27 protein-coding genes and 1 pseudogene are annotated in these 25,138 nt (G+C 72.8%); 14 read left to right on the top strand and 14 right to left on the bottom strand.

Translation table 11 applies throughout. The annotated features are described in order from the left end of the window. The first annotated feature begins 16 nt into the window (after window positions 1-16). Window positions 17-1,051, top strand: a complete 1,035-nt coding sequence (locus DRB96_RS13860) for a winged helix-turn-helix domain-containing protein (RefSeq protein WP_112448735.1) — start codon at window positions 17-19, stop codon at window positions 1,049-1,051. A 47-nt stretch (window positions 1,052-1,098) separates the two neighbouring features. On the opposite strand, the gene DRB96_RS13855 is transcribed toward DRB96_RS13860, so the two are convergent. The 3 genes from DRB96_RS13855 to DRB96_RS13845 are packed head-to-tail and all read right to left on the bottom strand — an operon-like array spanning window position 1,099 to window position 3,804. Further along, complete coding sequence (locus DRB96_RS13855; RefSeq protein ID WP_112448734.1) at window positions 1,099-2,022, bottom strand: MBL fold metallo-hydrolase; 924 nt, start codon at window positions 2,020-2,022, stop codon at window positions 1,099-1,101. 32 nt (window positions 2,023-2,054) lie between these two features. Next, window positions 2,055-2,780 carry a hypothetical protein gene (locus DRB96_RS42895; protein ID WP_162689068.1) on the bottom strand — a complete coding sequence of 242 codons (726 nt, stop codon included), beginning with the start codon at window positions 2,778-2,780 and terminating at the stop codon, window positions 2,055-2,057. 4 nt (window positions 2,781-2,784) lie between these two features. Further along, window positions 2,785-3,804: an alpha/beta hydrolase gene (locus tag DRB96_RS13845; RefSeq protein ID WP_112448732.1), complete on the bottom strand. Its 1,020-nt coding sequence runs from the start codon at window positions 3,802-3,804 to the stop codon at window positions 2,785-2,787. 125 nt (window positions 3,805-3,929) lie between these two features. Here DRB96_RS13845 and DRB96_RS13840 point away from each other — a divergent pair, with 125 nt between their 5' ends. From DRB96_RS13840 to DRB96_RS13825, 4 genes are all read left to right on the top strand, one after another. Continuing rightward, window positions 3,930-4,145, top strand: a complete 216-nt coding sequence (locus DRB96_RS13840) for a hypothetical protein (protein WP_112448731.1) — start codon at window positions 3,930-3,932, stop codon at window positions 4,143-4,145. A 180-nt stretch (window positions 4,146-4,325) separates the two neighbouring features. Next, a complete protein-coding gene (locus DRB96_RS13835; protein ID WP_112448730.1) occupies window positions 4,326-4,964 on the top strand; it encodes a TetR/AcrR family transcriptional regulator in 639 nt (212 codons plus the stop codon). Between the two features lie 131 nt (window positions 4,965-5,095). Next, window positions 5,096-5,323, top strand: a complete 228-nt coding sequence (locus DRB96_RS13830) for a DUF3107 domain-containing protein (RefSeq protein ID WP_112448729.1) — start codon at window positions 5,096-5,098, stop codon at window positions 5,321-5,323. A 132-nt stretch (window positions 5,324-5,455) separates the two neighbouring features. Continuing rightward, window positions 5,456-5,758, top strand: coding sequence for a hypothetical protein (locus DRB96_RS13825; RefSeq protein WP_204357715.1), 303 nt, complete (start codon window positions 5,456-5,458; stop codon window positions 5,756-5,758). Between the two features lie 110 nt (window positions 5,759-5,868). Here DRB96_RS13825 and DRB96_RS13820 read toward each other — a convergent pair whose 3' ends face one another. After that, the gene (locus tag DRB96_RS13820) at window positions 5,869-6,627 is read right to left on the bottom strand and encodes a ferritin-like fold-containing protein (protein WP_112448728.1); all 759 of its coding nucleotides are present in this window, start codon (window positions 6,625-6,627) and stop codon (window positions 5,869-5,871) included. A gap of 308 nt (window positions 6,628-6,935) precedes the next feature. Between DRB96_RS13820 and DRB96_RS13815 the strand changes: the two genes are divergently transcribed. The 3 genes from DRB96_RS13815 (at window position 6,936) to DRB96_RS43760 (ending at window position 10,370) form a co-directional block, all read left to right on the top strand. Next, window positions 6,936-9,092 carry a DEAD/DEAH box helicase gene (locus tag DRB96_RS13815; RefSeq protein ID WP_112448727.1) on the top strand — a complete coding sequence of 719 codons (2,157 nt, stop codon included), beginning with the start codon at window positions 6,936-6,938 and terminating at the stop codon, window positions 9,090-9,092. A gap of 121 nt (window positions 9,093-9,213) precedes the next feature. Next, window positions 9,214-10,098 carry an alpha/beta hydrolase gene (locus DRB96_RS13810; RefSeq protein ID WP_112448726.1) on the top strand — a complete coding sequence of 295 codons (885 nt, stop codon included), beginning with the start codon at window positions 9,214-9,216 and terminating at the stop codon, window positions 10,096-10,098. A 119-nt stretch (window positions 10,099-10,217) separates the two neighbouring features. Then, complete coding sequence (locus tag DRB96_RS43760; protein ID WP_204357714.1) at window positions 10,218-10,370, top strand: hypothetical protein; 153 nt, start codon at window positions 10,218-10,220, stop codon at window positions 10,368-10,370. Window positions 10,371-10,474: 104 nt separating this feature from the next. Here DRB96_RS43760 and DRB96_RS13805 read toward each other — a convergent pair whose 3' ends face one another. The 4 genes from DRB96_RS13805 to DRB96_RS13790 form a co-directional block, all read right to left on the bottom strand. Beyond that, window positions 10,475-11,080, bottom strand: coding sequence for a MarC family protein (locus tag DRB96_RS13805; protein ID WP_112448725.1), 606 nt, complete (start codon window positions 11,078-11,080; stop codon window positions 10,475-10,477). Between the two features lie 65 nt (window positions 11,081-11,145). Then, window positions 11,146-12,012 (bottom strand): PHP domain-containing protein, encoded by an 867-nt coding sequence (locus DRB96_RS13800; RefSeq protein WP_112448724.1) that lies wholly within the window; start codon window positions 12,010-12,012, stop codon window positions 11,146-11,148. Between the two features lie 207 nt (window positions 12,013-12,219). Then, window positions 12,220-12,861 (bottom strand): DUF6758 family protein, encoded by a 642-nt coding sequence (locus DRB96_RS13795; protein ID WP_112448723.1) that lies wholly within the window; start codon window positions 12,859-12,861, stop codon window positions 12,220-12,222. Between the two features lie 76 nt (window positions 12,862-12,937). Next, entirely contained in the window at window positions 12,938-13,522 is a 585-nt protein-coding gene (locus tag DRB96_RS13790; protein WP_112448722.1) for a suppressor of fused domain protein, read from the bottom strand. A 392-nt stretch (window positions 13,523-13,914) separates the two neighbouring features. On the opposite strand from DRB96_RS13790, the gene DRB96_RS13785 reads away from it, so the two are divergent. Together DRB96_RS13785 and DRB96_RS13780 are read left to right on the top strand one after the other, a co-directional pair. Beyond that, window positions 13,915-15,030, top strand: a complete 1,116-nt coding sequence (locus tag DRB96_RS13785) for a magnesium and cobalt transport protein CorA (protein WP_112453405.1) — start codon at window positions 13,915-13,917, stop codon at window positions 15,028-15,030. A 31-nt stretch (window positions 15,031-15,061) separates the two neighbouring features. Then, entirely contained in the window at window positions 15,062-15,574 is a 513-nt protein-coding gene (locus tag DRB96_RS13780; RefSeq protein ID WP_112448721.1) for a hypothetical protein, read from the top strand. 36 nt (window positions 15,575-15,610) lie between these two features. On the opposite strand, the gene DRB96_RS13775 is transcribed toward DRB96_RS13780, so the two are convergent. Further along, entirely contained in the window at window positions 15,611-16,402 is a 792-nt protein-coding gene (locus DRB96_RS13775; RefSeq protein ID WP_112448720.1) for a hypothetical protein, read from the bottom strand. A 202-nt stretch (window positions 16,403-16,604) separates the two neighbouring features. Here DRB96_RS13775 and DRB96_RS13770 point away from each other — a divergent pair, with 202 nt between their 5' ends. From DRB96_RS13770 to DRB96_RS13760, 3 genes are all read left to right on the top strand, one after another. Beyond that, on the top strand, window positions 16,605-17,921 hold the full coding sequence (locus DRB96_RS13770; RefSeq protein WP_112448719.1) for a CBS domain-containing protein: 1,317 nt from the start codon (window positions 16,605-16,607) through the stop codon (window positions 17,919-17,921). Between the two features lie 205 nt (window positions 17,922-18,126). After that, the gene (locus DRB96_RS13765; RefSeq protein ID WP_204358023.1) at window positions 18,127-18,633 is read left to right on the top strand and encodes a DUF1003 domain-containing protein; all 507 of its coding nucleotides are present in this window, start codon (window positions 18,127-18,129) and stop codon (window positions 18,631-18,633) included. A 42-nt stretch (window positions 18,634-18,675) separates the two neighbouring features. Further along, complete coding sequence (locus DRB96_RS13760; protein WP_112448717.1) at window positions 18,676-19,845, top strand: Mrp/NBP35 family ATP-binding protein; 1,170 nt, start codon at window positions 18,676-18,678, stop codon at window positions 19,843-19,845. 85 nt (window positions 19,846-19,930) lie between these two features. Here the strand turns inward: DRB96_RS13760 and DRB96_RS13755 are convergent, their stop codons facing one another. The 5 genes and pseudogenes from DRB96_RS13755 to sigE form a co-directional block, all read right to left on the bottom strand. Further along, entirely contained in the window at window positions 19,931-20,650 is a 720-nt protein-coding gene (locus DRB96_RS13755; protein ID WP_112448716.1) for a hypothetical protein, read from the bottom strand. A gap of 157 nt (window positions 20,651-20,807) precedes the next feature. Further along, the gene (locus DRB96_RS13750; protein WP_112448715.1) at window positions 20,808-21,260 is read right to left on the bottom strand and encodes a sec-independent translocase; all 453 of its coding nucleotides are present in this window, start codon (window positions 21,258-21,260) and stop codon (window positions 20,808-20,810) included. 116 nt (window positions 21,261-21,376) lie between these two features. Continuing rightward, a pseudogene (locus DRB96_RS13745) lies at window positions 21,377-22,474 on the bottom strand (trypsin-like peptidase domain-containing protein); the annotation flags it as partial. A gap of 388 nt (window positions 22,475-22,862) precedes the next feature. Beyond that, on the bottom strand, window positions 22,863-23,552 hold the full coding sequence (locus tag DRB96_RS13740) for a zf-HC2 domain-containing protein (protein ID WP_239516055.1): 690 nt from the start codon (window positions 23,550-23,552) through the stop codon (window positions 22,863-22,865). Next, window positions 23,549-24,328: an RNA polymerase sigma factor SigE gene (sigE, locus tag DRB96_RS13735; protein WP_112448713.1), complete on the bottom strand. Its 780-nt coding sequence runs from the start codon at window positions 24,326-24,328 to the stop codon at window positions 23,549-23,551. Before sigE ends, DRB96_RS13740 begins: the two co-directional genes overlap by 4 nt. A 143-nt stretch (window positions 24,329-24,471) precedes the next feature. On the opposite strand from sigE, the gene DRB96_RS13730 reads away from it, so the two are divergent. Then, window positions 24,472-25,134, top strand: coding sequence for a class I SAM-dependent methyltransferase (locus DRB96_RS13730; RefSeq protein ID WP_112448712.1), 663 nt, complete (start codon window positions 24,472-24,474; stop codon window positions 25,132-25,134). Window positions 25,135-25,138: the final 4 nt, after the last annotated feature.

Raw genomic sequence — 25,138 nt, 5'->3', positions numbered from 1 at the left:
CGATGGGGGATTCCCGGTGTTGCACATTCACTTCACTGCCGAGGACCTGGCCCGGACCCGGGTGGCCGCGACGATCGGCGCGGCCGCGGAAACCATGTACAGCCTGCGGCTGTTACGCGACTGTGCCACCTACGCCCTGCCCTTCCATCCCTGGCAGACGGCGGTTCGCGGGCGGCTGGGCGCGAAGGCCCGGCCGTTCACGAGCCTGCTGGCCGTGGACGGCCCGGACGTCGACCTGACGGTGCTCATGGGCGACACCCCGTCCATCGAGGAGGGGGTCGAGAACCTGATGCGGGTGTCGACCGCCCGGTTGCGGACCGAATTCGAGCACATCGCCTTCCATCCCTCGCAGTTGCCGTGGGCCCGGAACCTGGTCGGGGGAGACCTCGAAGCCCGCCGGCAGTTCGCCGAGGGACTCGCCGCCTGCAACGAGGCGATGGTCGCTCCCTACTGGAGCAGGGCGAGAGCCCATCTGGAGGGCGTGCGGACGACCTTCGCACGGAGACTGCTCGACGGCGGGGTCGAACGCCTGCTGGAAGGGCTGTGCGTCCCGCTGGTGCGGTGGCGGCCACCCGTACTGGAGGTCAGGTACCACCGGAACGTCGAGGTCCACCTCGGGGGACGCGGACTCGTCATCGCGCCGACCGTCTTCCTGTGGCGGGACCCGGCCCTGCTGTGGGACCCGCAGGACGCCGCCTCGGCGCCCACGCTCGCCATTCCCACCATCGGCGACGAGAAGGCGGGCGCGGCCCTGTGGGGCGGGACGCGAGCCGTGGACCAGTCGCTGGGCGCACTGCTGGGACGCACCCGGGCCGCCGCGCTGAAGGTCGTCACCGAGGGGTGCAGCACCACCGAGCTGGCGAAGCGCCTGAACGTGTCGATCGCGGTGGCGAGCGAGCACGCGACGGTGCTGCGCAACGCCAAGCTCATCACCACCACCCGGCGGGGCAAATCCGTGGTGCACACCGTCACGCCGCTCGGCACCGAACTCCTGGGAACGCACCAGGGCCCGGCTCCCGGTGACCTCAGGAGCGAACGGGTCGTTCGCTGAACCCGTGCGGAAGCCCCCGCCTACTCCGTCTGCCCCGCCTGCCCCGTCTACTCCGCCTGCTCCGTACCGAAGGCCGCCCACGGTCCGAGGGCGAACCCGCTGCCCTCCCGCCGTACTTCGACGGCGCCCGCACCCGCGAAGTGCGCGGGCACCACCAGCTCCCTCTCGGCTGCCGCTCGTTCGAGGATCCGGCGGCGGCTGGCCGCCGCACTCGCCGGATCCAGGCAGAAGCAGCTGTTGCAGGAAGGCGCGAGGATCTGCACGGGACTGTGCAGGAGATCGCCGACGAAGACCGCCCGGTCATCCCCGGACGTGAGGCGCAGCACGGAGGAGCCGGGCGTGTGGCCGGGCGCTGATTCCAGGGTGAGGTGTTCGTCTATGCGGTGCACGCCGTCCCACAACAGGCTCTGCCCGGCCCGGTGGACGGGCGCGATGCTGTCTTCGTAGATCAGCCGGTCGTCCTCGCGCAGGCCGTTCGCGTACCCGTTGTCCGGGCCGAAATGGAAGTCGTCCGCGGCCGGGATGAGGTACTGGGCGTTGGGGAACGCCGGCACCCACTCCCCGTCCGAGGCAACGGTGTTCCAGCCGACGTGATCGCCGTGGACATGGGTGTTGACGACGACGTCGACGTCCTCCGGGCGGACGCCCGACCGCGCCAGCTCACCCAGGAAGTCTCCCTCCCGGTGGTGGAACTGCGGCGAGCCGGGCCGCTCGCGCCCGTTGCCCACCCCGGTATCGACCAGGACGGTCCTCCCGCCGCTGCGCAGCACCCAGGTCTGCAGCGCCATCACCGCCCGGTCCGTCTCCGGATCCCAGTGGTCCGGCGCCAGCCAGTCCTCGTTGCCCTTCCACGCCTCCGCGGCGGCCCGCGGAACCAGACCGGGTGCGGGCGCGAACGCCCCCTGCCACTCGACGACCCGGATGACCTCGACATCGCCCAGCATGATGCCCTGCACGCTCTCGCTCTTCATGCCCTCAACCCTAGGAAGAGCGGTTGAGTCTCTCAATGCCCGTCCGGCTCAGCTGAATACGCGTCCCTCTCACCTCTGATGCCGGAGATATCCTGGCCCGATGGATGTGGTGAGCGACGCGCTCTCGACCGTACGCTTCTGTCCCTTTGGCGGGGGCCGGGGATCCTGCGGTGCGAGCCGGTGGCGGTGAGCGCGTCCTCGGGCACCGAGATCCGGCGGTGCGAGCCGGTGGCGGTCCGGGCGTCCCCGGGCGTGGAGCCGGTCACCCTGATCCGGCGGTGCGAGCCGGTGGACGTGACCGGCGGGTTCAGGGGTGCCTGCGGGTCCAGGGTGACCTGCGGGAAGCCGACGGCGGGGGTCCCGAAGGCCGGGGTGTCGCTCTCGCGCACCGGTGCGGTGGCGGTGTGCCCGCCGGCCGGCGCTCCCCTGCCGCGCGGCGCCCCGCGCCAGTCCCCGTACACGGAGCTTCCGGGCACGGAGCCGGCTGGCACCGAGCCGGCGGCCACCGGGCCGGACGGGGCGGGGGCGCCCCAGGCGCCGCCGGGCTCGTACTGCTGGGGGTGGCCCCCGCGCGCACCGGACGGCTGCCCGGGCCGGGGCGCGGGCACGTAGCCCTGGTGGGTGACGGTGGGTTCGGCCCACGCGCGGGCACCTGCGGCCGTACCCCCGGCGGTCGGCGCGGACGCGGCCCGCGCGTCCGGTTCCGGATGGCCGGGGCCGGGAGCCGGAGCCGGCTCCTTGCGACTATGTCGTCCCACGTCTTCAGCCCTTGCCGTGTTCGTCGGTGTCCGCGTCCGCCTCGGGGGCCGGCTCGGTGCCGCGCACGTCGCCCGCGCCCTCCAGCAGTTCCCGGAAGGCGGCCGCGACCACCTCGGGGTACTCCATCATCGCCACGTGCCCGGCCTCGGGAAGGCACAGCAGCCGCGAGTCCCGGAAGGCCGCCGCGGCCTTGCGCGCCATACGGTACGAGACCAGTTGGTCCCGGCCACCGTAGACCAGGAGCGTGGGAGCCAGGACCCGCTGCGCCTGGCGCCACAGCCCGTGCTGCCCGCCGAGGGTGTACGCGTCGACGATGCCGCGCGAGGAACGGGTCAGGGCCTCCCAGAAGTACGGCAGCGCGAGCCGGCGCCCCATCTCCTCGACGGCCGCCTCGAACGCCTCGGGCGTCACCCGTGAGGGGTCTCCGTAACAGAGGTCCGTCACCCCCCGGGTGCGCTGCTCGGCGCTCATCCCGCGGGTGAGGCGGTCGAGGACCCCGGCCATGCCGGGTACGGCGAGCAGCGCGGTCGGCACGGCCGACTTCTGCACGCGCAGCTCGGGCAGGGCCGGTGACACCAGGGTCAGCGTGCGCACCAGGTCGGGGCGGACGGCCGCGATCCGCGTGGAGACGGCCCCACCGAGGGAGTTGCCGAACAGGTGCACCGGGCCGCGCCCGGCCGCGTCGAGGTGGCGGATGACGGAGCGCGCCAGTCCGGTGACGGAGTAGTCCCGGTCCGCGGGCGGCGGGGACCAGCCGAATCCGGGCAGGTCGACGGCCTCGCCGTCGACGGAGTCGGCGAGCCGCGCCATGAGCGCGGACCAGTTCTGCGAGGACCCGCCGAGCCCGTGTACGAAGAGCGCGGGCGGCAGCCCGGCGCGGACCGGCGGGCGGACCCGCACGTTCATTTCCAGCCCGGGCAGCCGGTCGGTGCGCAGCTGCTCTCCTTCGGCCACTCGCACGGCTCCCACCTGGGAGGACGACGCGGCGGTGGACCGTACACCCGGCAGCTCGGTCGAAGACATGGGGGCAATGTTACGAGAGGATCACGCCCGGTCCCTTGTGTTCGCCGTCACAGGCGCATGCCGGGCCGTCTGGCGGGGTATCCGCGATCCTCCTAGGCTCGTAGGTATGGAAAGGGGGAGTCCCCATGACCGTCGACCCTGCGGAACCGGAATCCTTCCAGGAAGAGCTGCGGGAACCCCTCGACCCGGAGGCCCCCGAGGCGGACGCGGCGGAGCAGCGGGCGGAGTTGAACCCGCGCGAGGACGATCCGCTGACCGGCGTGGGCACCGGCGAAGCCGCCGACGGGGACGCCGCGGAACAGGCCCGGGTGGTGGCCCTGGACGAGGACGACTACCGCTGAGCCGCTGCCCGGCCGCCGCCGCGTCGCCGTCGGGCCGCCGCTGACCAGCATCTCCGGCGGGTGACCGGCGGTCCGTACCGCGAGAAAACTCGGCTTGAACCCTCCAGATTCGGTTACCGAAAAGTACGATGGCGGCGCGGCGCCAAGGCGCACTGTGTTCTAGAGAAAGTGGGAGGCGGCGTGACAGCCATCGAGCAGACCGAGGCAGCGCGTCCGCGGGGCACGCGACTTCCGCGCCGGGCCCGGCGCAACCAGCTCCTGGGCGCGGCCCAGGAGGTGTTCGTCGCACAGGGCTACCACGCCGCCGCGATGGACGACATCGCCGAGCGCGCCGGGGTCAGCAAGCCGGTGCTCTACCAGCACTTCCCCGGCAAGCTCGACCTCTACCTGGCGCTGCTGGACCAGCACTGCGAGGCCCTGCTGCTCGCCGTGCGCACCGCGCTGGCGTCGACGAGCGACAACAAGATGCGCGTCGCCGCGACGATGGACGCGTATTTCGCCTACGTCGAGGATGAGGGCGGCGCCTTCCGGCTGGTCTTCGAATCGGACCTGACGAACGAGCCGGCGGTGCGCGAGCGCGTCGACCGCGTCTCGCTGCAGTGCGCCGAGGCCATCTCGGACGTCATCGCCGAGGACACGGGCCTGTCGAAGGACGAGTCGATGCTGCTGGCCGTGGGTCTGGGCGGGGTCTCGCAGGTCGTCGCCCGGTACTGGCTGTCCAGCGAGAGCCCGGTCGCCCGCGACACCGCGGTGGGGCTGCTGACCTCGCTGGCGTGGCGCGGAATCGCCGGTTTCCCGCTGCATCCGACGGACATCTGAGCGGCGCTGACCGGCGACTGTTCGCTGCGAGCGTGTCCGCCCTGCGGCGGACACGTCCCCTCTCCGGGCTAATGTGGACCGGGTAACGGCGCGGCTGATCGCGCGAACCGGACCGTCGGAGGGACAAGGCCGTGGAGGTCAAGATCGGCGTGCAGCACGCACCCCGGGAGATCGTGCTCGAGAGCGACCTGAGCGCCGAGGAGCTGGAGACCATCGTCGCCGCCGCCCTGTCCGGCTCAGCGCCGCTGCTCAGCCTCACGGACATCAAGGGCCGCAAGGTCCTCGTGCCGTCCGACCGGCTGTCGTACGTCGACCTGGGCGAGCCCAACGTGCGCAAGGTCGGCTTCGGAGCGCTCTGAGGAGCGCGCCGCAGATCGTCCGGAACGGCCCGGTGGATGACTCCACCGGGCCGTTTCCGTGTCCTCCGCTTCGGGTAGGAGCGCAGTGCGACACCACTCCGGTACGCCCACGTCACTCTGGGAGGAACCCCCATGCTGCTGATCGAGGCACTTGGCTCCGCTCTCCTGGGCCTCGCCCTGTCCGGGGCGGCCGTCCGAGTGTTCGCCCGGCGGCTGCCCTCCGCGCGGACGGTGCTGGTGAGCGGCGTGTCCGGCGCGCTCTTCGGGGCCTATCTGACGCACACCTCGCTGGGCCCCGGGCACAACACCCTGCTCGCGACGTTCATCGGCGGCGTCCTGGTGTCCGCGGTGGTCCTGTCGCTGCTGCTGCGCCCCGCCCAGCGCACCGGGAGGCCGTCCCCCCGGACTCCGTTTTCGGTTCCGACGCGGGGCTGACCGACCCCACTGACCGACCCCACTGACCTGCCCCACTTGCGGAAACGCGAAAGGCCCCCCGCGCGGACACTTCCCGCGCGGGGGGCCTTTCGTACGTCCGGGGACGGAAACTAGGCCGCGAGGCCCAGGGCCGCCATGCGCTTGGTGTGCGCCTTGGTGATCCGGGTGAACATCTCGCCGACGGCCGCGAGGTCGAAGCCGGCCGCCATCCCGTCGACGCCGCCGACGAGCATCGTGGAGAGCGCGTCGCGCTCGGCGACCACGCGCTGCGCCTGCGAGAGGGCCTCGCCCATCAGGCGGCGGGCCCACAGCGCGAGGCGGCCGCCGCAGCGCGGGTCGGCCTCGATCGCGGCGCGCACCTTCTCGACGGCGAAGCCGCCGTGGCCGGTGTCGTCGAGGACGCTGACGACCAAGCCGCGGGTGTCGGTGTCGAGGTGGGTGGCGACCTCGCGGTAGAAGTCGCTGGCGATCGAGTCGCCGACGTACGCCTTGACCAGGCCTTCCAGCCAGTCCGAGGGCGCGGTCTGGCGGTGGAAGTCGTCGACTCCCTTGGCGAAGGGCTCCATCGCGGCGGTGGCGTCGGCGTCGATCGCGGCGAGCCGGTCGCGCAGCCGCTCGAAGTGGTGGAATTCGGCGGAGGCCATCTTCGCGAGCTCTGCCTTGTCGCCGAGGGTGGGCGCGAGTTTCGCGTCCTCCGCGAGGCGTTCGAAGGCCGCGAGTTCGCCGTACGCGAGCGCCCCGAGGAGGTCCACCACGGCGGCGCGGTACTGCGGCGACGCGGAGGCCGTGGCCCAGTCCTGGGCTGCGATGCCGACTGCCTCGGCGGAGGCGCTTTCGTCGGCGGGCGATGCGTTTTCAACGGTCGACATGCTCCGCACAATAGCTCGCCGAAACGCGCCGCGAACCACCTGCTCAGTCCACGTAAACGCGCCTACCTGGTGAATTCACCCGACACAGCTGCGAGATTCCGGGGTACAGTGGTAATGCGCCTGCCGAACACTCGGCGGGCCATCCGAATGAGGATGCCCGGTCGGTGGCCCGATCGGCTCCACCCGACCGCCCTCGGCGTGATGCGTACGTTCATGCGTACCGCGTCCCACGAGGGGCCCCCTCAGCGGCATAAAGCGCTTGAGCGAAGGCTAGTGGTCCCGCGCAGCTCTGTACGGCTCGCCCGAAAATGGGCGGGCGTAGTACTGCAAGCCCGGCACGGTACGACCCCCTCTCGCCGCCTCGCGCCGCGTCTCACAGAAGAGGCAGCACCCTGACTACGTTCCGAGACCTCGGGATCCTTCCCGAGACGGCCGAAGCCCTCGAGGCCGTCGGCATTGTGTCCCCCTTCCCGATCCAGGAGATGACCCTCCCCGTCGCCCTTTCCGGCACGGACGTCATCGGCCAGGCCAAGACCGGTACCGGCAAGACGCTCGGTTTCGGCCTTCCCCTGCTGGAGCGGGTCACCGTCCCCGCGGACGTCGAGGCGGGCCGGGCGCGGCCCGACCAGCTGACCGACGCCCCGCAGGCCCTCGTGGTGGTTCCGACCCGCGAGCTGTGCACCCAGGTCACCAACGACCTCCTGACCGCGGGCAAGGTCCGCAACGTCCGCGTGCTCGCCATATACGGCGGCCGCGCTTACGAGCCGCAGGTCGAGGCGCTCAAGAAGGGCGTCGACATCATCGTCGGCACCCCGGGCCGCCTGCTCGACCTGGCCGGGCAGAAGAAGCTCGACCTGTCGCACGTCCGGGCCCTGGTCCTGGACGAGGCCGACGAGATGCTCGACCTGGGCTTCCTGCCCGACGTCGAGCGGATCATGAGCTACCTGCCGCCGAAGCGCCAGACCATGCTGTTCTCGGCCACCATGCCGGGCGCGGTCATCGGCCTGGCCCGCCGGTACATGACGCAGCCGACGCACATCCGCGCCGTCTCCGAGGACGGTGAGGGCGCGACCGTCGCCAACACCACGCAGCACGTCTTCCGTGCGCACAACATGGACAAGCCGGAGCTCGTCTCCCGCATCCTGCAGGCCGAGGGCCGTGGCCTGGCCATGATCTTCTGCCGCACCAAGCGCACCGCGGCCGACATCGCCGAGCAGCTGGAGAAGCGCGGTTTCGCGTCCGGCGCCGTCCACGGCGACCTCGGCCAGGGCGCCCGCGAGCAGGCGCTGCGCGCCTTCCGCAACGGCAAGGTCGACGTGCTGGTCTGCACCGACGTCGCCGCGCGCGGCATCGATGTCGAGGGTGTCACCCACGTCATCAACTACCAGACGCCCGAGGACGAGAAGACCTTCCTGCACCGCGTGGGCCGCACCGGCCGCGCGGGCAAGAAGGGCATCGCCGTCACCCTGGTCGACTGGGACGACATCCCGCGCTGGCAGCTGATCAACAAGGCGCTGGAGCTGGACTTCCACGACCCGGTCGAGACGTACTCCACGTCCCCGCACCTGTTCGAGGAGATGAACATCCCGGCCGGCACCAAGGGCACCCTGCCTCGCGCCGAGCGCACGCGGGCGGGCCTGAAGGCCGAGAACCTGGAAGACCTGGGCGAGACCGGCGGCCGCGGTGGCCGTGGCGGCCGCGACAACCGGGAGGGCCGCGGCCCCGCCGCCGCCGCCGCGCCGGTGGCCGAGGAGCGTCCCGCCCGGACCCGTACGCCGCGCCAGCGCCGCCGCACCCGCGGCGGTTCGGAGCAGGGCCCCGAGACCGTGATCGCCACGGTGGCCACCACGGTCCCCGCGCCGGTCACCCCGGTGGTCGACGCTCCGGAGGCCCCGGCCGCCGACGAGTCGCGCAAGCCGCGCCGCCGCCGGACCCGGTCCGCCGCGCCGGCCGCGTCCTTCGTGGCCCCCGTGGCCGTGCTCGAGCCCCTGGCGCCCGTCGTCAGGGAGCCGGAGCCGGACTTCCAGATGGCCCCGCTGGTGGAGCCGGTGCGCGCGCCGCGCCGCCCCGTCCGTGCCCCGCGCAAGGCAGCGGCCGCCCCGGTCGCCGCGGCAGCCCCGGTGGCCGAGGCCGTCGCGCAGGCCGCCGTGGTCGAGGCCCCGGTCGCCGTCGCGGTCGCGGTCGCCGAGGAGGCTCCGGTCAAGCCGAAGCGCACCCGGACCCGCAAGGCCGCCGTCGCCGCTCCGGAGGCTCCGGCCGCCGAGGTGGTGGCCGAGGCCGCCGCCGCTCCGGTCGCCGAGGAGGCTCCGGTCAAGCCGAAGCGCACCCGGACCCGCAAGGCCGCCGCCGTCGCCCCGGAGGCTCCGGCCGCCGAGGCCGCGCCGGTCGCCGAGGAGGCCCCGGTCAAGCCGAAGCGCACGCGGACCCGCAAGGCCGCCGTCGCGGTGGAGACCCCGCAGGACTGAGCACCCGTCCGATGGCCCCGATCCCCTTGTCCGGGGGTCGGGGCCATCGGCGTACCCGGACCCGGCTCCGGGCTCCGCGAGCGGCTGCCCGTACAGGCGTACGGGCCGGTAACCTCGGGCCATGAGCAAGCCTCCGACCCTGTCCCTGCCGCCCGCGGCCCGCGCCCACCGCCTGGCCACGGCCCGCGGCGAGTTCGCCGTGCACGAGGCCTCGCCCGCCGGTCCGGCCCGCGGCACGGCCCTGCTGGTACCCGGCTACACCGGCAGCAAGGAGGACTTCATCGGCCTCCTCGCGCCGCTGGCCGCCGCCGGCTACCGGGTCGTCGCCGTCGACGGGCGCGGCCAGCACGAGAGCGGCGGGCCGCGCACGGAAGCCCCGTACGCCCTGGAGGAGCTGGCGCGCGACGTCCTCGCGCAGACGGCCGCCCTGGGCGCCGCCGGCCCGGTGCACCTGCTGGGGCACTCGCTGGGCGGGCTGATCGCCCGCGCGGCCGTGGTCCGCGACCCGGCGCCGTACGCCAGCCTCACGCTGCTGAGCAGCGGGCCGGGCGCGGTCTGCGAGGAGCAGCGGGCCCGTACGAAGCTGCTGGTCTCGGCGCTGGAGTCGTTGGGCGACGACATGCCGGGCATCTGGACGGCGATGCGCGCCATGGACCCGCGCGACCAGGCCCCGGACTCCCCCGAGCTCGCCGCGTTCCTGCGCGCACGGTGGGTGGGGACGGTCCCGGAGCAGCTGATCGTGACCGGCCGCGCGCTGATCGGCGAGCCGGACCGGATCGGCGAGCTCGCCGCGGCGGCGCCGGGGCTGGCGAAGCTGGTGCTGTCGGGGGCGGCGGACCCGGTGTGGCCGGTGGAGTGGATGGACGACATGGCGCTCCGGCTCGGTGCGGCGCGCGTGGTGGTCCCGGGCACGGAGCACTCCCCGAACGCCGAGGATCCGGCGGCCACGGCGGCGGCGCTGGTGCGGTTCTGGGGGGCGTTCGCGCAGGCTCCGACGGCCGTTTGACGACTCCGGTACCGGTTAGTAGTTAGACAAGGAAAAAATTTCCTTAGCGTAGGGAATGTTTGCGGCTTACACTTCGTTAACCCTGTACAAGGAGAAACACTGACGAAGGGAGAAGCCCCATGCGCTTCGAGATTCTGCGCCTGGACGACGTCGACGGAATCGCCGTGGACAGCACCGTCGTGGACGCGGCCTCCGTCAACCGGATCGTGCAGCAGGCCGCGGCCATCGGCCAGCGCATCCTGATCCGGCCGGCCGAGACCGCGTCCATCTGACGACCGCCGCCCGCCGCCGACACACACAGACGCCCCCGCACCGTTTCCGGTGCGGGGGCGTTCGCATGCGCGGCGGGGCAAGACCACCGAAGGCGCGAAGGGCGCTACGAGGTGTGGATCACCTGGAGGACGCCGTTGATGATCTGCTGGACGGCGATCGCGGAGAGCATCATGCCGGCCAGCCGCGTCACGAGGACCACGCCGCCGTCCTTGATCACGCGGATGATGACGAGCGAGTACCGCATCACCACCCACAGCACGACGTGCATGGCGATGATCGCCGACCAGACGGAGAGCTGGCCGCTGACCCCGTCGGCCTTCTGGACGGCCAGGATCACCGAGACGATCGCGCCGGGACCGGCGAGCAGCGGCATGCCGAGCGGGACGAGCGCGACGTTCACGTCCTTGGTCTGCTTCGGCTCGTCGGTCTTGCCCGTGAGCAGGTCGAGCGCGATGAGCAGGAGCAGCAGACCGCCCGCGATCATCAGGGCCGGCACGGAGACGTGCAGGTAGTCCAGGATCTGCTGGCCGCACAGGCCGAAGACGGCGATGACGCCGAAGGCGACGCAGACGGCCTGCCAGGCCATGCGGCGCTGCACCTTGGCGGGGCGGCCGGAGGTCAGGGCGAGGAAGATGGGCGTGATCCCCGGGGGGTCCATAATCACGAAAAGCGTGAGAAAGAGGGATCCGAAGACGGCGAAATCGAGCACAGTGATGCCTTGCAGGAGAGGGGTGTCACGAAAAAGGGGCGGTGTGGGCGGTGCAGCGGCAGCGGTCAGCCGCGCAGGCGTCCACCGGCGCCGGGAACCGGGAACGCCCCGGTGGCACGGCGGGTGATCTCGCCGTAGATCTCGGGGTCGGTCGTGTACTCCCCGAGGAGGCAGGTCTTGCGGCTGCCGTGGTAGTCGCTGGACCCGGTGGTCAGCAGCCCGACCTCGGCGGCCAGGCCGCGCAGGCGCGCGCGGGTGGCGGCGTCGTGGTCCATGTGGTCGACCTCGATGCCGTCGAGCCCGGCGGCGGCGAGGGCGGCTATCGCGTCCTCGGGGACGCAGCGGCCGCGTTTGACGGCCGCCGGGTGCGCGAAGACGGTGACCCCGCCGGCCGCCTTGACCAGGCGGATCGCGTCGAAGGGGTCGAGCTCGTGCTTCTCGGCGTACGCGCGGCCGCCGTCGGCGAGCCAGTGCGGGGTGAAGGCGTCGGACACGGTGGGGACGACGCCGAGCTCGACGAGCGCGGCCGCGATGTGCGGGCGCCCGACGGAACCCTCGCCGGCGATCCGGTCCACCCGTTCCCAGGTGATGTCCACGCCGAGGTCCCGCAGCTTGCGGACCATGGCCTGCGCGCGGGGCGTGCGGTCGTCGCGCACGAGCTCCCGCTCGCGGGACAGCTCGGGCTCCTCGGGGTCGAAGAGGTAGGCGAGCATGTGCAGCCCGATGCCGTCGAGGCGGCAGCTCAGCTCGGCGCCGGTGACGAGGGTCAGCCCGCCGGGCAGCGCGTCGATCGCCTCGCGGTATCCGGCGACGGTGTCGTGGTCGGTCAGCGCGACGACGTCGAGTCCCGCGGCGGCGGCATTGCGCACCAGCTCGGCGGGGGTGTCCGTACCGTCCGAGGCCGTGGAGTGCGCGTGCAGATCGATGCGCACAGCAGAGCTCCAGGGTTCACACGCGGACAGGGGGGACACTCCAGGATACCGCCCCCATTTCCCTCCACGGGCCCCAGCGCCGTCCGCCCGCGCCGCGCGGTGACGTGGCCCCACCGGCGATCCGCCCCCGGCGCTCGCCGGACGGAGTCCGGCGCAGCGCCGCGAAGCCGGCGAGGCGCCCCGGCGCCGAGCCGCGCGAGCGGCGCGTCAAGAGGAGAGGATGCGGGGACTCAGCGCGCCGCAGGGCAGCAGTTCGAGCTCGGCCCCGGCGTCGCGGAGGTCCGTCAGGACGAGCTCGTCGTACATCAGGAGGCCCGACTGCTCCGGCCACACGATGGCCCACAGCCACAGGCCGCGGGCCTCGCCGGCGAAGACGGCCCGGTCGTCGGGGACTCCGGTGACGTGCCAGAGCGGTGTCGGGCGGCCCGCGGCGACGACCTTGGCGTGCGGCGGCGCGGAGACGTTCATGAAGGGGCCTGGATCGGGGGCGTCGAGGCCCGCGAACCGCGCGCCCAGGCCGACGCCCAGCTCCTCGGCGATCAGCAGGAGTTCGCCGATGCCGCCCAGCGGCCCGGGGCCCGAGCAGGCCACGGCGGTGGCACGGCCGCCGCTGCGGTCGTCACCGGCCGACGCCGCCCCGGTGAACAGCCATCCCACGGGCAGTGGCCACGGCATCCAGACCGGCACCTGCGCCCGGTTCGCCACCACGCTCAGGCCTTCGACGCTCGGCGGGACCACGGGCTGCAGGGGATGCACGGTGCCGTGCAGGGCGCACTGCCAGGAGTCGGCGAAGAGGCCGGGCGCCCTGACCCGGCCACCGCACTTCGGGCAACTCGGTTCGCCCCTCATAAGAAGCCACGCTCCTCCCCGCCGCGCGCCCCGTCAAGACGCGATCACCCGTCCGGGCAGCCCGGCGGCCGGACGATCAGTCCAGCGCGACCGCCGTACGCAGAGGGTCCCGCAGATCGGTGCCGCGCGCGAGCCAGCGTTCCTGCAGGGCGGCCGCGCCGTGCACCCGCTTCCACGCCGCCTCGTTCGCCGTCATCGGCAGGAGGGGGAAGAAGGCGACCGGGTCCATGGGGTCCGCCAGCTCCACGTCCTCCACCAGCCCGCCCGGCTCCGCGACCAGCACGGAGGTGAACGGTGCCCCGTCCCACAGCGGTTCCCCCACGTCCAGCGAGGCGCCGGGGGCCACGACGAGCCCCTCCACCTGCGGGGCCGCCGCCAGCACCGCCAGCGGCCGCAGCAGCTTGTCGGTGGGCGCGAGTCCTCCCCGCACGGTCAGTACGAGCTCCGCGCGCGGGCCCCGCAGCGGATCGGCGACCACGGCCGTCGGGTCGGTCATCGGGTGGGCGGACATGCCGAGGGTCGCGTACCGCACGAGGTCGCCCTCGGTGAAGCGGAGGACTTCGATGCGGTCGGTGCCCAGGAAGGTGACGGCGGCGCGGGCGTCGGGTTCGCCGAGCGCACCGCGCAGCCGGGCTTCCACAAGGGCCAGAATTTCTGCCATGGAACGAGCATAGAACTCGTATCAGCCGGGTAAAGGGCGGGTCTTGACCATCCGTCGGCTGATATCGTTGACCGTTGGTCGGGGACGCTCTCAGAAGAGAAGTTTCAGTGCCCCGGCGACAGGACGTCCCCCACGGGGGACCGGCCGGAGGAGGTGGGGCTGCGGTGCATCGAAGTCGATCGTGCAGTACCAATCGCTCTTCCGCTTCCCTGCCGGGCGCGCCGCGCCCCCTTTGATCCGCCCGTTCGGATCAGTCGAAGAGCGACGGCAGAACTTTGTCCTCCCGTCCTGTCTCCTTCCGCTCGCCCGGGCCTGCCCGCCGCGGCGATCCCGCTCCTCGGAAGGACCTCCCACCCGTACGGTCCGCAGCCGTGCGCGAGAAGGAGCCCGCGATGTCGATGCTGCCCTACCTCCGTGCCGCCGTCCGTCCCGCGCTGCGCAGGTCCACCCCGATCCAGCCCGGCTACGACACCACCCGCGACCCGTCCGCCAACAGCGCGGTGGTCGACTGCGCGGTCTACCGCGACGGCCGGCGCGCCCCGGGACGCGACTGCCTGACGCCCCGTGAGGCGATGCGCCGGGTCCGCGAGGACGGCGGTTTCGCGTGGATCGGCCTGCACGAGCCGACCGAGGACGAGTTCGCGGGGATCGCCGCCGTGTTCGGGCTGCACCCGCTCGCCGTGGAGGACGCGGTGCACGCGCACCAGCGGCCCAAGCTGGAGCGCTACGACGACACCCTGTTCACCGTCTTCAAGACGATCCACTACGTCGAGCACGCCGAACTCACCGCCACCAGCGAGGTCGTGGAGACCGGCGAGGTGATGTGCTTCACCGGCCCCGACTTCGTCATCACCGTCCGGCACGGCGGCCAGGGCTCCCTCAAGGGACTGCGCCACCGCCTCCAGGACGACCCGGCGCTCCTGGCCAAGGGGCCGTCCGCCGTTCTGCACTCCCTCGCCGACCACGTCGTCGACGGCTACATCGCCGTCGCCTCCGCCGTCCAGGACGACATCGACGAGGTCGAGAGCGACGTCTTCGCCGCCCCCGCCAAAGGCGCCGCGCGCGGCGGCGACGCGGGCCGCATCTACCAGCTCAAGCGCGAGGTGCTGGAGTTCAAGCGGGCCGTCTCCCCGCTGCTGCGGCCCATGGAACTGCTCAGCGAGCGGCCGATGCGGCTCGTGGACCCGGACATCCAGAAGTACTTCCGCGACGTCGCCGACCACCTGGCGCGCGTGCACGAGCAGGTCGTCGGCTTCGACGAGCTGCTGAACTCCATCCTCCAGGCCAATCTGGCGCAGGCGACCGTCGCCCAGAACGAGGACATGCGCAAGATCACCTCATGGGCGGCGATCATCGCCGTGCCGACGATGATCTGCGGCGTGTACGGGATGAACTTCGAGCACATGCCGGAGCTCCAGTGGCGCTACGGCTATCCGATGGTGATGGCCACGATCGCCGGCACCTGCTTCACGATCCACCGGGCGCTGCGGCGCCACGGCTGGCTGTAGGGGCGCGCGCCCCTCTGGCTACCCTGTGCGCATGACTCTCAGCGCGCTCGATCTGGCCCTCGTCGAGGAGGCCACCAAGAAGTCCGGCCTCATCTGGGTCCGCGGCACCGGGGCCGACCGGGGCCTGTGGCACGCCTGGGTGAACGGCGCGGCGCACGTGCTCGGCGACGGGCCCGGGGAGCAGCCGTTCCCGGGACTCGCGGACGGGGCGGCCGCCGAGGTGACCGTGCGCAGCAAGGACAAGGGCGGCCGGCTCGTCGCGTGGACGGCGACCGTACGGGAGCTCGTGCCCGGGAGCGAGCCGTGGGAGGCCGCGGTGGCCGAGCTCAAGGGCAAGCGGCTCAACGCGCCCGACTCGGCGCAGATGACCGAGCGGTGGGCGCGCGAGTGCCGGCTGTTGCGCCTGGAGCCCTTGTCGGTGCGGGACGAACTGCCGCAGGGCTCGCTGGCCGCGGCCCCGCCCGGCTCCCCTGCGACGACCCGCCGGCCGATGCCGGCCGCGCTGCCGAAGCTGCTGTTCAAGCGGAAGAAGGCGGCCCGCTAGTGCTGTGACCGGGCCACCGTCGGAGCCGGAGCCGGGTCAGCGCTTGGGCGCCGTGCCCTGGCCGGAGCCCTTGGGCGCGGGCTGCGCGGGATCCGCCCCCTGCTCCTTGGTCGTGGGCAGCTGGGAGCCGTAGTCCACCGTCTGGTCCTGCGCGGGCGCGGTGAGCTCGACCGGCTTGCCCCACTCGGCGAGGACCACCCGGCCCGCGCCGCCCGCGCGTTCCATGAGCAGCGGGTAGGGCGTGCCCTCCAGGGAGACCGCGAGCTTGCCGCCCTTGCCCTCGTCCGCCGTGACCTGGACGGCCCGGGTGTGCCCGACCTTGGTGTAGTCGCCCTTGGTGAGCGTCCCGTCGAGCCCGAGCAGCCCCTCCAACAACACGTGCATGTCGGTGAAGCCGCGGAACTTCTTGTACGAGGGGTCGCCCTCGGGCACCTTGACGAACTTGTCGCCGAGCTTGCCGGCCGCCTCGGACTGGCCCCAGAAGGCGGCGCCCGCCTTGAGGTAGAGCTGCTCCCCGACCCGCAGCAGCTGGAAGGTGGTGTCGTCCGGTGCCTTCACCTCGCCGGATCCGCCGTCCGCGCCGAGGCGCATGTCGAGGGTGAAGGACTTGCCGCCGCTGATGAGGGTGCCGGACAGGTGGACCGACCGCGCACCCGAGACGGCCGCCTGCGCCTTGCTCTCGATCTGGTCGGCGGGGAGCTTGCCCACCCCGTTCGTGCCCTCGTCGGGGTCCGCCCCGCACCCCGTGGCGGCGACGGCCAGGCCCGCGCACAGGGCCCCGACGAAGGCGGCCCGGCGCAGCCGTGCGGCGGGGGAACAGTCGGTCACGGGCAGGTGCCTCTCGTCGGTCGTCTGCGGGCAGCTGGCAGCGTACCCGCCCGTACGGGAGCCCCCGCGCGGCGCCCGCGCGGTCCCCGTGGGGACGCCCGTGCGGACCGCCCCATCAGGAGGTTCGGCGCGGCACGGGCTAACCTGAGGCACGGCAGTACCGGTGATCGACGGATGACGCACGCTCGTAGGAGGCGCTCGGATGGCGGCAGGCGCCCCACGGATCTTCGTCTCGCATCTGTCGGGTGTGCCCGTCTTCGACCCCAACGGCGACCAGGTGGGCCGCGTGCGCGACCTCGTCGCGATGCTCCGGGTGGGCGGCAGGCCGCCCAGACTGCTCGGCCTGGTGGTCGAAGTCGTCAGCCGGCGCCGGATCTTCCTGCCCATGACCCGGGTGACGGGCGTCGCGTCGGGTCAGGTCATCACCACGGGCGTCGTCAACATGCGGCGCTTCGAGCAGCGTCCCACCGAGCGGCTGATCCTCGGTGAACTGCTGGACCGGCGGGTGCGCCTGGTCGCGGACGACGAGGAGGTCACCGTCCTCGACGTGGCCATCCAGCAGCTGCCGGCCCGCCGGGACTGGGAGATCGACCGGATCTTCGTGCGCAAGGGCAAGGCGGGCGCGCTGCGCCGCCGCGGCGAGACCCTGACCGTGGAGTGGTCTGCGGTCACCGGCTTCTCGCTGGAGGAGCACGGGCAGGGCGCCGAGAACCTGGTCGCCACCTTCGAGCAGATGCGCCCGGCCGATGTCGCCAACGTGCTGCACCACCTGACGCCGAAGCGGCGCGCCGAGGTGGCCAGCGCCCTCGACGACGACCGGCTCGCCGACGTCATGGAGGAGCTGCCCGAGGACGAGCAGGTGGAGATCCTCGGGAAGCTGAAGGAGGAGCGCGCGGCCGACGTCCTGGAGGCGATGGACCCGGACGACGCGGCCGACCTGCTGTCCGAGCTGCCCGAGGACGACAAGGAGCGGCTGCTGACGCTGATGCAGCCGGACGACGCGGCCGACGTGCGGCGCCTGCTGTCGTACGAGGAGAACACCGCGGGCGGTCTGATGACGACGGAGCCGATCGTGCTGCGGCCCGACGCCACGGTCGCCGACGCGCTGGCCCGCGTACGGCAGGCGGACCTCTCGCCGGCGCTGGCGGCGCAGGTGTACGTGTGCCGGCCGCCGGACGAGACGCCGACGGGCAAGTACCTGGGGACGGTGCACTTCCAGCGGCTGCTGCGGGACCCGCCGTTCACGCTGGTCAGCTCGATCGTGGACACGGGCCTGGCGCCGCTGCGGCCGGACGCCTCGCTGCCGGTGGTGACCAGCTACCTGGCCGCGTACAACATGGTCGCGGTGCCCGTCGTCGACGAGAGCGGCTCGCTGCTGGGCGCGGTGACCGTCGACGACGTCCTGGACCACCTGCTGCCGGACGACTGGCGGGAGACCGACTTCCACGCCGAGGGCCCCGAGGGACTCGAGGCGTACGAGGATTCCGAGCGCGGGGAAGGGGCCGTCCGTGACCACTGAGCGGGGGCGCGGCGAGCAGTCGGACCGGGAGCCGCGGCGCGAGCGGCGCCGGGAGCAGGTCCGGGAGCGGCGCGAGCGGGCGCGGGCCCAGGCGCGCGAGTACGGGCTCGCCGAGGCCGCCGCGGAGCGGGCGGAACGTTCTTCCTTCGAGCGCGGCGAGCGGGCGAAGGCCGGCCAGTCGGGCCAGTCGACGGGGGCGAGCGCGCTGTCGCGCTCGCGCGCGCGGCTGGACCTGCCGCGCCCGGCCCGCCGGCGGCTGCTTCCCGAATACGACCCCGAGGCGTTCGGCCGGCTCTCGGAGCGGGTCGCGCGGTTCCTGGGCACCGGCCGGTTCATCGTCTGGATGACCGTCGTCATCATCCTCTGGGTGCTGTGGAACATCTTCGCGCCGGAGGATCTGCGCTGGGACCAGTACCCGTTCATCTTCCTGACGCTGATGCTGTCGCTGCAGGCCTCCTACGCCGCCCCGCTGATCCTGCTCGCGCAGAACCGGCAGGACGACCGGGACCGGGTCAACCTCGAGCAGGACCGCAAGCAGAACGAGCGCTCCCTGGCCGACACCGAGTACCTGACGCGCGAGATCGCGGCCCTTCGGATGGGTCTGGGCGAGGTCGCCACGCGCGACTGGATCCGCTCCGAGTTCCAGGACCTGATCAAGGAGATGGACGAGCGGAGGCTATTCCCGGCGGAGAGTGACGAAGGCGACCGCTGACGGCCTTTCCCGAGGCCCGCCGCGGCGCCGTACCATCGGGGCATGGCTACCGACACAAGCTCCGCCGACGCCGCCGCCGTACCCGAGCAGGACGCGATCCTGGACGCGCTGGCGACGGTGAACGACCCCGAGATCCACCGGCCGATCACCGAGCTGGGCATGGTCAAATCGGTGGACATCGGCGCTGACGGCGCGGTCGCCGTCACCGTGTACCTCACCGTGTCGGGCTGTCCCATGCGCGAGACGATCACCAACCTCGTCACCGGGGCCGTGCAGGACGTCCCCGGCGTCACCTCGGTCGCCGTCACGCTGGACGTGATGAGCGACGAGCAGCGCAAGGCCCTCGCGACGACCCTGCGCGGCGGCACCGCCGAGCGCGAGGTCCCCTTCGCCCAGCCCGGCTCGCTGACCCGCGTCTACGCGGTCGCCTCCGGCAAGGGCGGCGTCGGCAAGTCCTCGGTCACCGTGAACCTCGCGGCGGCGATGGCGGCCGACGGACTCAAGGTCGGTGTCGTCGACGCCGACATCTACGGCCACAGCGTGCCGCGCATGCTCGGCGTCAGCGGCCGCCCCACCCAGGTCGAGAACATGATCATGCCGCCGTCGGCGCACGGCGTGAAGGTCATCTCCATCGGCATGTTCACCCCGGGCAACGCGCCGGTGGTCTGGCGCGGTCCGATGCTCCACCGGGCCCTCCAGCAGTTCCTGGCCGACGTCTTCTGGGGCGACCTGGACGTGCTGCTGCTCGACCTGCCGCCGGGCACGGGCGACATCGCGATCTCCGTGGCCCAGCTGGTGCCGAACGCCGAGATCCTCGTCGTGACCACCCCGCAGCAGGCGGCGGCCGAGGTCGCCGAGCGGGCCGGCTCGATCGCCGTGCAGACGCACCAGAAGATCGTCGGCGTCGTCGAGAACATGTCCGGGCTGCCGTGCCCGCACTGCGACGAGATGGTCGACGTGTTCGGCTCGGGCGGTGGCCAGAAGGTCGCCGACGGACTGACCAAGACGGTCGGCGCGTCGGTGCCGGTGCTGGGCTCGATCCCGATCGACGTCCGCCTGCGCGAGGGCGGCGACGACGGCACCCCGGTCGTCCTGTCCGACCCCGACTCCCCCGCCGGCGCGGCCCTGCGCGCCATCGCGGGCAAGCTCGGCGGCCGCGCACGCGGCCTGGCGGGCATGTCCCTGGGCATCACCCCGCGCAACAAGTTCTGACCCGGCCGCGCGGAGGTCCGCGACGCGACGCGAAGGGCACCGCCGCCGGCGGTGCCCTTTCCCGTACCCGGCTACTCGTACGCGGTCACTCGTACGCGGCCAGGTCCCCGATGACCGAGAACCCGAGCCCGTACGCGCTCATCCCCCGCCCGAACGCACCCAGGTGCACCCCGCTGCCGGTCGAGCCGGCGAGCACCCAGCCGAACTCCGACTCCCGGTAGTGGAACGGCGTCGGCTCCCCGTCCACGGGCAGCGACAGCGTCGACCAGTCCTCGCCGCCCAGGTCGTCCGCGAGCTCCCACGCGGCCTCGGTCTGCTGGTCGAGCCAGTCGTTGCGCAGGCTGTGGTCCATCTGCCCGGGCCAGCTGTAGGCCAGCAGCCCCGAGCCGGCCAGCCAGGCCGCCGAGGAGACCGAGGTGGCCTCCAGGACGCCGGTGCCGTCGCCGCTGCGCCGCAGGGGATTGCTGGCGACGGTGACGACCACCGCGAAGCGCTCCTTCTCTCCGGTGGCGATCTCGCCCCGGGCGGAGGGCTCGTCTCCGTGGCCGGTGGAACCGTGCTCCACACGGCCGTCCGCGCCGATGCCCACCTGCATGAGCCAACGGGGGCCGGTGAAGGCGCCGTCCAGCCCGTACCAGGGGAAGTCGGCCCGCAAATAGCCCTCCGCGGCCCGGCGGGCCGCCGGGACGGGCGCGGCAGCCTCGTCGGGCTGCCGGGGCTCCGGATGCTCCTGCGGGTCGGTCTGCGTCTGTGCGGATGCCTCGGCGGGCTGCACGCCTACCCGGCTACTGCTCGTCGTCTCCATCTGAGCGGCCTCTCGTTCCGTGGAGTCCGGAACGGCCCTCCCCCTCGCTTCGCTGGGGGGACCCCCTCGGTCGGGCTTCCTGGTCCGGACTCATGGAGGATAGCCATCCGACCCCGGATCACCGGGCAGGCGGGCGCGCGGGTGGTGTCGGGTGGCGTCAGGTCGCGTCGGCGTCGAAGGGCGTGCGCTGGTCCTGCGCCGGGGCGGCGGGCTTCTTGACCATGTCGGGTCCGGTGCCCTGGGCGGGCGCGGCCGAGTCCGCGATGGCCGGGGCCGGGGCCGGATCGGCCTCCTTGCCGTTCACCGCGTCGGTGACGTCATTGAGCTCCTTGCGGAGGTCAAAACTGCCGCGGATCTCCTTGAGGTCCTCGTTCTCCGTCAGCTGCTTGCGGATGAAGTTCTTCGGGTTCAGGTCCTCGAACTCGAAGTCCTTGAACTCCGGGCCGAGTTCGGAGCGGATGTCCTGCTTCGCACTGTCCGAGAACGCGCGGATCTTCCGGATGACGCCCGTGACGTCCTGGATGACCTTGGGCAGCTTGTCCGGGCCGAAGATGAGAATGGCGAGCACCACGATCGTGACCAGCTCGAGTGCGCCTATGTCGTTGAACACCTTGCCGCTCCTCGGCTCTCTTCACGTCCGGCCCGACACACGGTACCCGGCCGGGTCCACAGGCCAATACACCAGGACCGGCTGATTGCCGGACCGGGTCCCCTTTCACCCTCCCGTCATGATCCGTTCGCCGACCCGAGGACCACCTCCAGCGTGCGCTCCCGTCCGTCGCGCAGCACGGTGAGCGTGAGCGGATCGCCCGGCCGGTGGGCCCGGATCTTGATGACGAGCTCGTCGCCGCCGTGTACGCGCACCCCGTCGACCTTGGTGATCACGTCGCCCGGCTTGATCCCCGCGCGGGCTCCCGGCCCGCCGGCGGTGACGGCCGGCTTCCCGCCCTCGCCCTCGTCCCCCACGCGGGCCCCGTCGCCGGAGTACTGCATGTCGAGGGTGACGCCGATGACGGGGTGCGTGGCGCGGCCGGTGCGGATCAGCTCCTCGGCGACGCGCTTGCCCTGGTTGACGGGGATGGCGAAGCCGAGGCCGATGCTGCCGCGCTGCTGCCCCGAACCCTCGCCGCCGCCGTCGCCGCTGTCGCCGCCGCCCCGGATGGCGCTGTTGATGCCGATGACCTGGGCCTTGGCGTCGAGGAGCGGGCCTCCCGAGTTGCCGGGGTTGATGGGGGCGTCGGTCTGGAGGGCGTCGACGTAGCTGACGTCGCTGCCGTCACCCTTGTCGCCGCCCGCGGTGATGGGGCGGCCGGTGGCGCTGATGATGCCGGCGGTGACGGTGTTGGAGAGGTCGAAGGGGGCTCCGATGGCCACGACCGGGTCGCCGACCTTGACGTTCTCGGAGTTGCCGAGCGCGAGCGGGCGCAGGCCCCGTACGCCGGTGACCTTGACGACGGCCAGGTCGTAGCCGGTGTCGCCGCCGACCAGCTCGGCGGCGACGCTCTCGCCGGTGCTGAAGGTGACCGTTATGTTCTGGGCGCCGTTGACGACGTGGTTGTTGGTGAGGATGTGGCCCTGGCCGTCGAGGACGAAGCCGGTGCCCGTCGAACTGCTCTGCGCCCCCTTGACGTGCAGGGTGACCACGCCGGGCAGCGCGGTGGCGGCGATCCCGGCGACGCTCTCGGGCGCGCGGCCCGTGTCGGCGGCGGCGGCCGCCTGGGGAAGTTCGAGGCGCGTGTTGGCCTGCCGTTCGGCGAGGACGCCGACGTAGCCGCCGATGCCGCCGGCGAGGAGGGCGACCCCGATGCCGAGGGCGAGGCCCCGGCTCAGCCGGATCCCGCGCGGCCCCGCCTTGCCCCGGTCCACCGCCTGCAGCGGCCCCGCACTCCAGGGGTCGTACTTGGGCCCCGTCCCCGGGTCCGCGTCCGACGCGGCCCTCGGGGCCGGTACGGACGCCTCGCGCAGCTCCACGGGCCCGTCGGGCCGGCTCCACCAGCGGGGCACCGGAGCGGGGGCCGGGTCCGGCGCCGGATCGGTCTGCTGACTGTCGGACATGGGCGCTCCCCGCGTACCTGGCTCCGCCGGCCACCGGGGCGGCATGTGCCGCCGATTCAACCAGGTCCGGCCCGCACCCCACCGGCGGGGCGCACACAAAGGCGTTCCCGCGGACGCCCTCCCGGGCGCCCGCGAACGGCGGGCGGGCCGGCGGACGTCAGCGGGACAGCGACACCGGCCGGGCCGAGGGCGTGGCGGACGGCGAGACCGCGGCGGAGGCCACGGGCAGCTCCGCGCGGAGCGTCGGGACCACGCCCGGGTTCGGCATCCGGTTCTCGCGGACCACCGCGTCGAACACGGGCACCACCGGACCCGGACGCGTGGCCGGGGCCTCGCCCCGGGCATTGGGCTCGATCGCGTCCATCGGCAGCGTGCCGCCCAGCGCGATCGCCGCGAGCGACACGGCTCCGGCGGCCACGAAAGCGAACCGGCGCCTCGGCCGGCCGCCCACCTCGTGCCGGCCCACCTCGTGCCGGCCCACCTCGTGTATGCGGAAGCCGGACTGCGGCGCGGCGGCCGCCTCGGGGGGCGCGTAGGCGAAGGAGGAGGAGAAGGGGTCGGCGCCCGGCGGCGGGCCGAAGGGGCCCGACGGGCCTTCGGGGCCGCCTCCCGGCAGTCCCTGCAACCGGGCCAGCAGGCCGGCCGACAGCGGCGGCGGCGCGCTCTCCACGAACATGGCTTTCAGGCGCCGCTGCGCATCGGCCTCGACCTTGCACTTGGGACACGTCGCGAGGTGCGCCAGCACCCGCTCGCGCGCGTCGTGGCTCAGCTCCCCGTCCACGAGGCCGGCGAGCCGGTCGCCCAGGTGTTGTTCGGCAGGCGACGGGGACGGACTGATCCCGCTCACTCGGCTCCGCCCTCTCCCCCGGCGCCGGGGGCGCCCACGGCCACGCCCGCCAGCGCGCGCTGCTCCGCGCGGGCCTCGGGAGACCGGTGCTTGAGCGCCTTGCGCAGGTGCGAACGGCCCCGGTGGATACGGCTGCGCACGGTGCCGAGCTTGACGCCGAGCGTGGCGGCGATCTCCTCGTACGACAGGCCTTCGATGTCGCACAGCACCACGGCGGCGCGGAACTCGGGCGCGAGGGTGTCCAGCGCCTGCTGCACGTCCGCGTCGAAGTGGGTGTCGTGCAGGGCCTGCTGGGGGGAGGGCTCGCGGCTCGGCAGCCGCTCGGCGGCGTCGTCGGCGAGCGCGTCGAAGCGGATGCGCTGCTTGCGGCGGACCATGTCCAGGAACAGGTTCGTGGTGATCCGGTGGAGCCAGCCCTCGAACGTGCCGGGCGTGTAGGTGGACAGCGAGCGGAAGACGCGGACGAAGACTTCCTGCGTCAGGTCCTCGGCGTCGTGCTGGTTGCCCGTCAGCCGGTAGGCCAGGCGGTAGACCCGCGCACTGTGCGTGCTGACGATCTCCTCCCACGAGGGAGGGGTCCACGCCTGGGAGCCCGCATCGGCGGCAAAGCTCGCGGTGGTTGCGGTGTCTGCGGTGCGGAAGCGGTCAGCAATGTCGGTCACGGATTTCGGCTCACCCGCCGACCGGAAGAGGCGTCTGAGGACACCCCGACGATCCACAGGCGCAGCCGCACCTCCCCTGTCGGCTCTGGTGGTGTCCAGCGGATTCCCTACCATAGCCACCCCTCCCGTCAGCTCCGGATAAGTGTTTTTGCAGTAACTTTGCACGGGCTCCGGGTCCCGCACCGCCTTTGTGCTTCTACTGCTCTCAACGCCCGGTCCCATCTGCGGGTTCCCGACTCCAGCGGATACAGTCACCGTTGCGCCAACTATGGGGACAGGAGAGGGTCATTACCGGCAACCGGCAGACGAGCTGGGCGTTCGCCGACGCGTTTGTCGCCGAAGACGACGCTCTGCGATGGGCCCGCGACCGGTCCAGGGAAGCGGGACTGCGCTCCGTCTCCCCCGGCACCGGGGCCGCGCTGCGCCTGCTCGCCGCCACCGCGGACGCCAAGGCGGTCGCCGAGATCGGCACCGGAACCGGCGTGTCCGGCATCCACCTCCTGCACGGAATGCGCCCGGACGGGGTGCTGACCACGGTGGACCCCGAAGTCGACCGGCAGGCCTTCGCCCGCCAGGCCTTCCGCGCCGCGGGCTTCGCCGGCAACCGCGCCCGCTTCATCCCGGGTCGCGCCCTCGACGTACTGCCCCGGCTGACGGACGGCGGGTACGACCTCGTCTTCTGCGACGGGGACCCGACCGAGTCCCTCGACTACCTCGCCGAATCGTTGCGCCTGCTGCGCCCCGGCGGGCTGGTCTGCTTCGAGGGGGTCTTCTCCGACGGCCGCACGGTCGACTCCGCGGCCCAGCCGCCGGAGGTGCTCCGCGTCCGCGAGCTGCTGCGCAGCGTCCGCGAGAGCCCGGCCCTGGAGGCCGCCCTGCTGCCGGTGGGCGACGGCCTGCTGTGCGCGGTCCGGCGCTGAGCGC

Origin of the sequence: Streptomyces sp. ICC1, assembly GCF_003287935.1 — a bacterium.
Taxonomy (GTDB): Bacteria; Actinomycetota; Actinomycetes; order Streptomycetales; family Streptomycetaceae; genus Streptomyces; species Streptomyces tritrimontium.
Note: the sequence above shows the minus strand (reverse complement) of the source record. Positions and strands in the feature narration are given on the sequence as shown.

Bases quoted from the DNA above. Each gene is read 5' to 3' on its own strand.
- DRB96_RS13855 (WP_112448734.1), bottom strand. From the start codon at position 2,022: ATGAAGAGCGAGAGCGTGCAGGGCATCATGCTGGGCGATGTCGAGGTC.
- DRB96_RS13845 (WP_112448732.1), bottom strand. From the start codon at position 3,804: ATGTCTTCGACCGAGCTGCCGGGTGTACGGTCCACCGCCGCGTCGTCC.
- DRB96_RS13840 (WP_112448731.1), top strand. From the start codon at position 3,930: ATGACCGTCGACCCTGCGGAACCGGAATCCTTCCAGGAAGAGCTGCGG.
- DRB96_RS13825 (WP_204357715.1), top strand. From the start codon at position 5,456: ATGCTGCTGATCGAGGCACTTGGCTCCGCTCTCCTGGGCCTCGCCCTG.
- DRB96_RS13820 (WP_112448728.1), bottom strand. From the start codon at position 6,627: ATGTCGACCGTTGAAAACGCATCGCCCGCCGACGAAAGCGCCTCCGCC.
- DRB96_RS13815 (WP_112448727.1), top strand. From the start codon at position 6,936: ATGGGCGGGCGTAGTACTGCAAGCCCGGCACGGTACGACCCCCTCTCG.
- DRB96_RS13810 (WP_112448726.1), top strand. From the start codon at position 9,214: ATGAGCAAGCCTCCGACCCTGTCCCTGCCGCCCGCGGCCCGCGCCCAC.
- DRB96_RS43760 (WP_204357714.1), top strand. From the start codon at position 10,218: ATGCGCTTCGAGATTCTGCGCCTGGACGACGTCGACGGAATCGCCGTG.
- DRB96_RS13795 (WP_112448723.1), bottom strand. From the start codon at position 12,861: ATGAGGGGCGAACCGAGTTGCCCGAAGTGCGGTGGCCGGGTCAGGGCG.
- DRB96_RS13790 (WP_112448722.1), bottom strand. From the start codon at position 13,522: ATGGCAGAAATTCTGGCCCTTGTGGAAGCCCGGCTGCGCGGTGCGCTC.
- DRB96_RS13785 (WP_112453405.1), top strand. From the start codon at position 13,915: ATGTCGATGCTGCCCTACCTCCGTGCCGCCGTCCGTCCCGCGCTGCGC.
- DRB96_RS13780 (WP_112448721.1), top strand. From the start codon at position 15,062: ATGACTCTCAGCGCGCTCGATCTGGCCCTCGTCGAGGAGGCCACCAAG.
- DRB96_RS13770 (WP_112448719.1), top strand. From the start codon at position 16,605: ATGGCGGCAGGCGCCCCACGGATCTTCGTCTCGCATCTGTCGGGTGTG.
- DRB96_RS13760 (WP_112448717.1), top strand. From the start codon at position 18,676: ATGGCTACCGACACAAGCTCCGCCGACGCCGCCGCCGTACCCGAGCAG.
- DRB96_RS13755 (WP_112448716.1), bottom strand. From the start codon at position 20,650: ATGGAGACGACGAGCAGTAGCCGGGTAGGCGTGCAGCCCGCCGAGGCA.
- sigE (WP_112448713.1), bottom strand. From the start codon at position 24,328: ATGGTAGGGAATCCGCTGGACACCACCAGAGCCGACAGGGGAGGTGCG.